Origin of the sequence: Levilactobacillus spicheri DSM 15429, assembly GCF_001435095.1 — a bacterium.
GTDB lineage: Bacteria > Bacillota > Bacilli > Lactobacillales > Lactobacillaceae > Levilactobacillus > Levilactobacillus spicheri.
Window position 1 is genome coordinate 162,788 of the sequence record NZ_AZFC01000003.1, and the last position, 8,861, is coordinate 171,648.

An 8,861-nucleotide genomic window follows, 5' to 3' on the forward strand; every position below is an offset into this window, starting at 1 on the left:
GGTTTAGCGGAGAAATAGGATCTGTGGCTCTCATGGGGGTAAACCCCCAAACCCCAATACCCCTTTTGCGCCGGGTCGCTGCGCGACCTCGACCGATGGAGGCTGCGCCCCCATACCCCCATTAAATCATGTAACAGGAAAGATTGACTTCTACCACGCCTTAGCGTGAGAATAGATACATAGTAGAAGGAAAATCACCTAAAAACATGAAGAAAAAGGGAGTAATGACTTATGAAGAAAATGAATAGTGTTATCGCCTTAATGGGTGTTGGATTGATGTTAGGTGGTACGGGTTTACCTGTCGTAAATGCGAGTGCATCGAAAACACCAACTGATATTGCACCATTTGTGTATAACAAAGGGTACGAAGTAAATCGGATTTGGAGTCAAAATCTTGCACATCGACGATATAAAGTTTTCAATGTTAAGGGAAAAGTTTATAAATTTAATGGTACTAAGAAAAATACCAAATTAAAAGTAACACATTATCTTAAAAATTATAAGAAAAAAACATGGACACGAACTAAATTTGTTCAAGTCAAACACCATGGTAATTGGATGGTTTATTATTATGTGAAATCTAATGCCAAGAATAAAGCCGCCGGTTGGGTCAAAGTAACAGATTTAAAATTAAAATATCCGGCTAAAACTGGAAAACATATCCAACCAGAATTTGATGTATGGTACCGCACATTAACGGCAGCTCAACGAAATTGGTATTATCATAGCAGTCAAAATGCGGCAACTGATGGTAATGGAAATTTAAGTGTGGACGATGTGTTCCATTAATTCATCAACAACCCAACCAATTGATGATTGGTTGGGTTGTTGGTCGCGCGATTCGCCTACGCGAATCGCTACATATGGGGCATCCTGCCCCAAACCCCCAATCAACCACGTAATCGGAGGTCTCGTTGAATAATGAGGTTCATTAATTTTGAAGGCTAGTTAGACTATTGTTAAAATTAGTCTTCATTCAATTTAAAATGAAGCTTAATTTATATTATGCCGATTAACTCATTTAAATTACCAACCATCGACTAACTTTCAGCGGAACCAGTCACCCAATTAATCCCCTAACAAAATGGTGTATCAACCACATCTTAATGCTAGTTACATGACCTTAAATAGGGGCTGTATGCGGGCGAACCGATTTGAAAATCACCTAGATATAGCCTATACTAGCTTAAATAGCAACGGTAGCTACGTTGATTAAGGGAGGCATGGTCTATGACCGCAATTTCGATGACTAATAACGATAGGTTTCACGCTGAAATACCCACTTCACAAGTCCAGGAATCAATTAACAGAGTCGTATCGGGCCGGGCCACGGTGATTATTTGTTCAAGTAAACTTGAATTTTTCAAGTCATTGGGCATTTAATCGCCAATCTTTTTCTGGCCCGCGATTCGCCTACGCGAATCGCTATTATCATGGGGCGTTCCCGCCCCAAACCCCCACTAATCTCTGTAAAACGATTGATTTTCATCTTCTCAATCGTTTTAAGTCACCAACCTTAGACCCGCTTGTCCACCGTCTTTATTCCCGGTATACTAACCTTAATCACTTCGTCTCGCGGTTAGCGAGAATCGACGAGTTTTCATCCAAGGACTCGTCGGCCCTAGTATTGGACATATCTAGTGAAGAGGACTGATTGACGATGACGGAATTAATGCTGTACCCCGATGATATGACCTTGATTCAATTAACGGGCGATATTCGTTTATTAGCGAGCAATCCCCAGACCCATGATTTCGTATTAACGATTGGTCGTCACAATTTGACTGCCGGTCGATACACGTTGCCGGAAGTTAGTCGGGCCTTACAACACGATGATTGGTCATGGCTCACCGCGTTACCCCTGACTAAACTCGTCTTTGATAACCGGGTGTTAATTCGCCCAATTTGGCGCCCAAATCGCTTTGGACAACGAGCCGACACCAATGCGTTTCAAACGGTGACCATGACGGCCAAGACCGTGTTACTTCAAGTCAGCGCCCGGGGAACCCAGTTTGACGTATATCGGCGTTATCAACCGTATCAAGGTCATCAATTTACGTCGGGATTGACGTATGAACAGTATCAGGCCCAACAACGGGCCATGCAAACGACGGTCAGTGAACTAGGCCTCAATAATTGGTTAGCCAGCTGACCGATTATTAAGAAGGTTAGAAGTATGGGAACGATTCAAGATTTAGCCCAGGCCACCCGGATGGTGATTCACGGGGGGCAGGATCGATGAGATCATTAATACTTACATATATATCAAAACTCCTTGTTATCAATTAAGATAACAAGGAGTTTTTAATTCCTGCATACGCGGACATATGGTTCTAATCAATCATTGAAAAATGATTGCTCTCATAATTTTCTGTCTATCGATAAAAAACTACTTATCGAGACATCCCCGCATACGCGAGGGAAGAATCATAACTGGGAAAATCCTGCATTACGCAGGTTACCCACATCCTTAATATATATTCATTATTTAATCTAGTCAATATAGAATCGGGATGATTAATTTGATCAATAATAAATATATATTTTGATTATTAAAGCCAATATAAATATATTTGGAAACTTGTTATTGATCACTGATAGCGGGTTTATTTATTTTGGTTTAACAATAGTAGAAAGATACTCGGTAGGATTATCTAGGCGTTCTCGGGCAATGAGATGCTTAGAGCTTCGAGAAGCATCTGTAGGACGATTTTCTTCTGCTTTGATGTCTGTATAAAGGTCCTTTTCATACTGATCAAAATCAAAAGAGTACCCATTAATTGCTAGTAGCAGTTTTAACGTCATTTTTGAAAATTCTTCTTTTTCTCGCGAACGTACGATATCCTTAATCATTTGTTCATGTTTAGAAGGATTAGGCATTCCGTCATTTAAGTATTTCAGTGCGACCTCATCATTAAATGCATCTTCGGTATTAGCACGCTTTTGGTCGATATTGACAATTTCGCTTTCATATCGTTTTTGCCCTACAATCGTTTCCGTATGAACTCCTTCCTTAACATCTTCCAGTTGTAGAGATGGATGATCGTGAAGGTACATAGCACAGGCATGCTGCATCGTTCTCCATGTATATAACCGTGGATTTGTAGATCCTTTCACCACAGGAAAGTCCTTGAGAAACCGGCGAGCAGTTTTAAAACTGACTTCTATCTGATCGACAAAGTACCTGCTTGTATAATACGTTTTTCCATCAATTTTTACTTTTGCTAGTTTTTCTCTGGCCATAATATACGCCTCCTGATTTTTGTCTGTTTATTTAGATACCTTTAATAAGAATCGATTATTATCGCTGATTTTAAAGCGTTTTGTTTCTAAAAAGTTTCCTGTTTATTTGTATCTTTATGGTATTGCTTATCGCAGTATAGCATGCTATCTTTTACTTATCAACAGCAAAGCAAAGCTGCTAGATAAAAAAATTTGGAGGTAGAACTATCATGGAAAAAAAGGAAGAATTGAATTTAGTTTCGGGAAAAGTGGGCCTTATGCGCTTTGATGCTGGTAGCAGTAATCTAGATATTCCAGCACAAGTACAGGTAATCTCCACGTCGGAAAAGAACCGGTACGTGGATGGGGAGCGGACGGAGACGGTTGAAAAAATTGCCTTGTCAGTTCTTGACACAAAAGTAGTCGCGGTTGCTGAGCGAGTCGGAGTTTCACTTTCCGATATGCCGGCCATTTTTGCTGAAATTCAAGACCCAGAAATGGTGAAAAAGCTTACTGGACAGTCCGATAAGCTTGTGGGCAAAATTTTATCTACGGCCAATGCGTCGCTTGCTTTACGGTGGGTAGCCTTTGGACGAAGCGGTGGATGGAATGGACTCAAACTGGTGCTTGATCCGATTCAGGCCTTTTCACGAAAGGAGAGTAAGTAAATGCTGATTACATGTAAAGTTTGGCTCAGATCTTATGAGCTAAAAAGAGAAATTCTCGATCATCTTAGTTCTGCTATAAGGAGTTACCGTTCTGAAAGATGGTGGGTGCTTAACGGTATGACTCTTGAAAGAGAGCTTGGGTTGATTAGTAGTAAGCGAACTGCTAAAAAAGTCATCCGGCATGGGACTCACTTCGATGCCTACTATCTTCGGCAGATACGGTATGAACTGAGGCGGTACGTCAAGTGAAGTGGCATACTTTCCATAAAAGGTTCTCTAATGCCAGATTTTTGGGTGACTTAATGGCCGTTGACCTACTGCTAGGCACATTGATAGTTATAGTCACATGGCTAAGAGATTGGAAGCCATCTTCGATTACGTTAGTAGAATGCGCATTTTGGAGCTTAAGCATTATAGGTAATTTTTGGCCCTTCTTTGGAGGGCTTGGCATATATCGATGGCGAATAAATCAGCTATTTGAGGTTTATGCCAAGTCTGTGACAATCAGTGATAAACTGCTTTTCCCAACAGTAAAGTACTGCTATAACCAGCGCAAAGATTGCTTTATTTTTGTCTTCTATTGGGAAGGAAAGGTTTCCATTGGGACACAGACGGAAATTATCCATCGACTATCCGAAGTACTTTTTCCCAAAAACACGTACGTACTCGAGGAACCTGTGACTACACCAGCATACACAAGTTATCGCTACACAAAAAGACCAGAAAGGCTGCGAATTATATATGAAAGAGAATAGTCTAATCCCGCTAAATGATGTTTTGGCTTGGAATCTTGAAAAGCAGCCTCATGCGGCGATTACCGGAAAAACTGGGGCTGGGAAAACGCAATTTATTTACTATCTTCTTTTAGAAGCAGCAAAAATGACTAGTGAAATTTATGTTTTGGACGGTAAGGGAGGAGATTTGTCCAATCTGACTTCAGTCCATGTTGCTCAGTCAACTGAGGAAGTGGTAAATGTCTTTAAACTGTTAGTGACAAAAATGCATGATCGGATTTCCGCTATTAAGTCTAAAAATCTGGGAAACGTAACAGCCGTAGATATTGGTTTTGACCCGATTTTCTGCTTCATCGATGAGTTGGCCGCAATTATGATAAACGCAAAAAAAGGCGATCGGAAGAATAAAATTGCTAATCGCGCCAATGCTAAGATTAAGAGTTGGTCAAAGTTGAAAGAGGACAGTACTCAAGAAATCTTAGACGCAATAACCGAACTCATTTTAGTTGCGCGTCAATCTTCCATCCACTTGGTTATCTCTGCTCAACACTTTGATGCAAAGCTTCTTGATGACTCTACAGTGCGCTCAAACCTAAGTATGAAGGTACTTTTAGGGCGGCAAACGCCACAGGAGTATAACATGATGAATCTGGTGGCGGAACAACTGCCACTAGTGGATTTTTCAGTCGTTGGATCAGGTATTATCATGCTTGATGGACTGGGGTGGGTACATGCGCGCCCCTTTGAGACACCTTTTATCACCTTTAATGGGTGCACTCCTAATGAAGTTCTGACTGACCGTATAAAAAATGATTCGCCACCAACTAATTGATTGGCGGCGAGGGCCGCAGGCACCAGCCGCCAATCTTGAGCCGCCGAAGGCGGCTCTACTTGATAATAAGAGGGTGTTTGGAACAAAAATTCAAAAAGAACGAATGGAGGTGACAAGTGTGCCTAAATATTACGATTCACGTGGTGATGAAGTCGCTCCCAGATATGACATTTCTTCTGGAAAGGAGTTAGAACCCGAAGATGTATGGCTTACCTATTGGACACCACTACTTGGTAAAACTGTTCGCTATGATGAGGCCATTAAGCTCTTTGAGAAAAGCATTGAGTTAAAAGCGTACAACAAAACGAAGGAGATTACGCCCTATAAGTTGAAGGAAGGGTATAAAAGAAAAACTTCAACCGATGGAAAAAGGATAACAATTTTCCATGAGGTGACAGGAAAGCCTGCAATTTCTCGAGTGCTTAGTGATGAGGAGTATGAAGATTTAGTTCATGCGCGAAAAATCAGGAAGCGGAAGGCTTTCATTGATAAGGCATTAGCTAATGCTTGGACCCACTGGGCCACCCTAACCTTTTCTCCTGAAGTTGCCCCCACTGCAGCGTATACCTATCAAGAGGCCAAAGAAGCCTTTATGCAGTGGCGTAAGTCAGTAAAAAGGAGTCAAGGGGACTTCAAGTACATGGCCATTGCAGAATATGGCTCCAAACAAGGTAGAATTCATTGGCATGCGCTTTTATACTTCCCCCCCTCAACCGTTTTTAAACAAGTTTATACCCCTAAAGGGAAGGCCCTCTTCTTAACTAATTCAAACCATAAAAATGTTCTTGATGAACAGGGGAAATCAGTACCTAAGTTATTACTTCCAAGATGGCGTTACGGATTCACTGACTTTTATCCCGTATATAATGGCCCACAAAGAGCCGTTAGTTATATGGCGAAGTATATGACTAAGGATGATGAGGCAGCACCGTATGAGCAACAAGGCACCAATGCTAAGGCCTACTTGTCGAGTAAGGGACTTAAAAATCCTAAAAAAGAGTATCTCTTGAAAGGAAAGCGTAGCAAATTGCTGGATGAGAAAAAGCAGGATCAGTTAGAAAAGGCTCGGCCAACATTTAGACTTTTGCAGAATGGTGCAGAGATTATGCATAAGTCTGAAGCGTTTATAGATGATCAAGGAGAGTCTCATATTTTACACCGACAAGTTGGCATTATTGATGTCGCAAAAAAAGAGCATCGGTCGACTACCAATCATCCCGATGCTCCCCAATAAAGTTAGACCAAATCAAAAAAGATGATATGGACTAGTACATAATTATACCAGCCCATATCATCCGAAGGGAAGATATAAAATGAGTGACAAGGAAGATAATGTGACTGCTAGAAATTTGGAAGAAATGGCTGCAATTGTAGTGCAATACGCGACTATGTTGCTCGATGAAGCCATGAAAGTTACTGCTATGGATAAATTGGACGTTGATCAAATTACCCATATACTAAATGTTGTGAGCGAAGGTCTTGAAAATTCAACATATGACATGGATGAATACTCGCTATATTTATTAGGGAGGCCCAACCAATGGGGAGGGAACTATAAATGATAGTTAAGTATGTCCCAGCTGAAAATGCCGAAGCACAATGGGGGAATAAAGCCTCCATTCTCAAAAGATATGATGGGCTTACTATTTATACGTTAAATCGGTGGCTCGCTGAGATGCGTAGTAACAAAGAGTTTCGTAAGGGCGTCATTAATCCAACACATAAACTGGTTTGGATTAATTTTCAAACCTTTGAAGATTTCTTGTATTGGAAGCAGCACAAGTATCTTAAATAGCATTGAAAAATGGTAAAATAGAATTGTCGATAAATTCTGTTTTATCTTTTTCTTTAGAGTTATTTATGAGAAGGGATAAAATTATGCATTTTGAAAAAAGAAAAAAGGCTGATGGCACTGTCTCATATATTGCGATTGAGAGCTTTGTTGATCCATTAACGGGTAAGCGGAAGCGAGCAACTGTTTCTTTTAAGTCTGGTACGTCACGTGCAAAGGCTCAAGCCCGTCGAGAATTAGACGATAAGATAGCGGCTGCTATCAACGGTTTAGAAGATGGACAAAAAGAACGGCTTAAGTCTTACACATTCGGGGAGCTAAAGCATGATTGGTTTGAGAGCTGGAAAAAAACGGTAAAACCTCAAACGGTCAAACGAGAGGAAATGGTCATTGCAAGACTATCAATGATAATTGATCAGAGTACTTTGGTTACTAAAATCACTTCATTATTAATCAAAAATTGTTTAGACGACTATCGTGAGAAATATAAGTCATCTTTCTCGACTATGCAACATATTAAGTCAACGTTAAACAAGATTTTTGATTATGCAGTCCTCTACTGTGGCCTTCCGTTTTCGCCAGCGCAAGCTGTTAGGTTAAAATCATCCGTTGCCGATAAAGTTGGTAAAAAGGAGCGCTTGGAAAAGAAGTTTTTAGACGAACGTGAAATTAAGGCTTTATTAACGGAATTGCAGAACCGGAGAAACCCTGCATATTTTGAGCTGACTCTTTTCTTGATTGGAACAGGCTGTAGAATTGGAGAAGCTGGTGCGTTGGCTAGTGATGATGTTGATTTTGAGAAAGGAACGGTCACAATAAAAAGCTCTCTTCAATCTCATGATTTACGAGTTGATGAATACTATTTAGATACACCCAAGACATCAGCTGGTGAACGAACAGAGGACTTACCGAAATTCGCTGTTAATGCCTTGAAAAGGTGTATTCAATGGAATAGACTAGTGGATCAGGCGCATAGGGAGTCTCCGAGTGATGAATTTCGTTTTTCCAAGTCAATCTTTAGAACCGAATATGGTTCACCTATCACTTCACATAACTATCGTGCACTTCTAACTCGAATTAATGAGTGGTTATTCGATAATTGTGAGCAGAAATATGGATTCAAATGGACTAAGAATGTTGTTCCTCACAGTTTTCGCCATATTCATATCTCTATTCTTCGGAGTGACCCATCGGTTCCCTTACCGGAGGTTCAAGAACGAGTGGGCCATGTAAAGGAAGAAACGACTGCCGGATATACCCATCAGTTGACAACGTCTCAAACAAAATCTGTTCAAGTCATCAGTAATTTTGCTGAAAAAATTGGTATGAATTAAATCTTGTGCCCAATTTGGAATGGCCATATGGCACAAATTGGGCACAAAATCGTGTTTTACAAAAAGCAACGTGCTAGAAACGTTGATATATCAAGGAGAAAAAGCTATGAGTACCATTCAATGGTTGACTTGTACTCTTGTCACTAGAGTAGAGATATCATGGCAATTCAAATTGACTAAAAGCCCGGTATGACGGGCTTTTTATTTTACGTATTTTTATATTTGGCAGATTGCAAGAAATAACTTGAACGAATTTAATGACGTAAATTAAGCAAGAAG

Annotated in this window: 9 protein-coding genes; 8 read left to right on the forward strand and 1 reads right to left on the reverse strand. The window is 40.4% G+C overall.

From position 1 onward, the window contains the following. The first annotated feature begins 231 nt into the window (after positions 1-231). Together FD37_RS12730 and FD37_RS02275 are read left to right on the forward strand one after the other, a co-directional pair. Entirely contained in the window at positions 232-789 is a 558-nt protein-coding gene (locus FD37_RS12730) for a hypothetical protein (RefSeq protein ID WP_147007659.1), read from the forward strand. A gap of 871 nt (positions 790-1,660) precedes the next feature. Further along, complete coding sequence (locus tag FD37_RS02275; RefSeq protein WP_056963137.1) at positions 1,661-2,152, forward strand: hypothetical protein; 492 nt, start codon at positions 1,661-1,663, stop codon at positions 2,150-2,152. A 458-nt stretch (positions 2,153-2,610) separates the two neighbouring features. Here the strand turns inward: FD37_RS02275 and FD37_RS02280 are convergent, their stop codons facing one another. Next, on the reverse strand, positions 2,611-3,243 hold the full coding sequence (locus FD37_RS02280; RefSeq protein WP_056963139.1) for a hypothetical protein: 633 nt from the start codon (positions 3,241-3,243) through the stop codon (positions 2,611-2,613). A 209-nt stretch (positions 3,244-3,452) separates the two neighbouring features. On the opposite strand from FD37_RS02280, the gene FD37_RS02285 reads away from it, so the two are divergent. From FD37_RS02285 to FD37_RS02315, 6 genes are all read left to right on the forward strand, one after another. Next, positions 3,453-3,890, forward strand: coding sequence for a hypothetical protein (locus tag FD37_RS02285; protein ID WP_056963141.1), 438 nt, complete (start codon positions 3,453-3,455; stop codon positions 3,888-3,890). A gap of 741 nt (positions 3,891-4,631) precedes the next feature. After that, on the forward strand, positions 4,632-5,456 hold the full coding sequence (locus FD37_RS02295; protein WP_056963145.1) for an FtsK/SpoIIIE domain-containing protein: 825 nt from the start codon (positions 4,632-4,634) through the stop codon (positions 5,454-5,456). 118 nt (positions 5,457-5,574) lie between these two features. Beyond that, positions 5,575-6,690 carry a rolling circle replication-associated protein gene (locus FD37_RS02300; RefSeq protein WP_056963147.1) on the forward strand — a complete coding sequence of 372 codons (1,116 nt, stop codon included), beginning with the start codon at positions 5,575-5,577 and terminating at the stop codon, positions 6,688-6,690. A gap of 79 nt (positions 6,691-6,769) precedes the next feature. Continuing rightward, a complete protein-coding gene (locus tag FD37_RS02305; protein WP_056963149.1) occupies positions 6,770-7,018 on the forward strand; it encodes a hypothetical protein in 249 nt (82 codons plus the stop codon). Next, positions 7,015-7,251 (forward strand): hypothetical protein, encoded by a 237-nt coding sequence (locus FD37_RS02310; protein WP_056963151.1) that lies wholly within the window; start codon positions 7,015-7,017, stop codon positions 7,249-7,251. Before FD37_RS02305 ends, FD37_RS02310 begins: the two co-directional genes overlap by 4 nt. 83 nt (positions 7,252-7,334) lie before the next feature. Beyond that, positions 7,335-8,582 (forward strand): site-specific integrase, encoded by a 1,248-nt coding sequence (locus FD37_RS02315; RefSeq protein WP_056963153.1) that lies wholly within the window; start codon positions 7,335-7,337, stop codon positions 8,580-8,582. Positions 8,583-8,861 lie beyond the last annotated feature (279 nt).

Bases quoted from the DNA above. Each gene is read 5' to 3' on its own strand.
- FD37_RS02315 (WP_056963153.1), top strand. From the start codon at position 7,335: ATGCATTTTGAAAAAAGAAAAAAGGCTGATGGCACTGTCTCATATATT.
- FD37_RS02285 (WP_056963141.1), top strand. From the start codon at position 3,453: ATGGAAAAAAAGGAAGAATTGAATTTAGTTTCGGGAAAAGTGGGCCTT.
- FD37_RS12730 (WP_147007659.1), top strand. From the start codon at position 232: ATGAAGAAAATGAATAGTGTTATCGCCTTAATGGGTGTTGGATTGATG.
- FD37_RS02295 (WP_056963145.1), top strand. From the start codon at position 4,632: ATGAAAGAGAATAGTCTAATCCCGCTAAATGATGTTTTGGCTTGGAAT.
- FD37_RS02275 (WP_056963137.1), top strand. From the start codon at position 1,661: ATGACGGAATTAATGCTGTACCCCGATGATATGACCTTGATTCAATTA.
- FD37_RS02305 (WP_056963149.1), top strand. From the start codon at position 6,770: ATGAGTGACAAGGAAGATAATGTGACTGCTAGAAATTTGGAAGAAATG.
- FD37_RS02280 (WP_056963139.1), bottom strand. From the start codon at position 3,243: ATGGCCAGAGAAAAACTAGCAAAAGTAAAAATTGATGGAAAAACGTAT.
- FD37_RS02310 (WP_056963151.1), top strand. From the start codon at position 7,015: ATGATAGTTAAGTATGTCCCAGCTGAAAATGCCGAAGCACAATGGGGG.